Annotated in this window: 1 pseudogene; it reads left to right on the top strand. The window is 39.2% G+C overall.

The features are described 5' to 3' along the window. Nucleotides 1-412 (top strand): annotated as a pseudogene (locus tag L977_RS24680) (hypothetical protein); the annotation flags it as partial. Nucleotides 413-495 lie beyond the last annotated feature (83 nt).

Genomic DNA, 495 nt, shown 5'->3' with positions numbered 1-495 from the left:
GGATCCGTGGGGGTTATCGAGATGCAGTACAGGAAAAAAACCAGGGCCGCAACTTCCTGGGGGAATTGCTGAAACATTTGATAAAAGCGTTTATAAAAATAGGCAGCTGAAAACAGATGAGACTTTTTATAAATATCATGGTGTAAATAATCGAACAGGAAGAAAAATTTCTTGGCTTACAAATGAAAAATATAATTCCGAGGAGGTTTTGCGAGAAAAACTAGCTATTCGCCATGATTGGGGTGTAAATATTACTAATGTATCAGAGTTCAAAGTTCCTAAGGGAACTTGGGTGAGTGAAGGTCCTGCTGCAGCTCAAGGGGCAGGTTATCCTGGGATGGGATACCAGGCTGTGGTGTCCAATCTTCCAAGAGCATGGGTGGTTAAAACTTTAGGAGTTCCCTGGCAATGAATTTAAATAACTTAAAAAATGCACTTGAACAAATAATTTTTGAACTTAATGCCAATGGCAAACATGAATCGGCCAATTTTTTT

This window comes from Enterobacter sp. ZOR0014 (assembly GCF_000798855.1).
GTDB classification, from domain to species: Bacteria; Pseudomonadota; Gammaproteobacteria; order Enterobacterales; family Enterobacteriaceae; genus Enterobacter; species Enterobacter kobei.
This window is presented reverse-complemented; position numbering and strand designations above follow the sequence as displayed.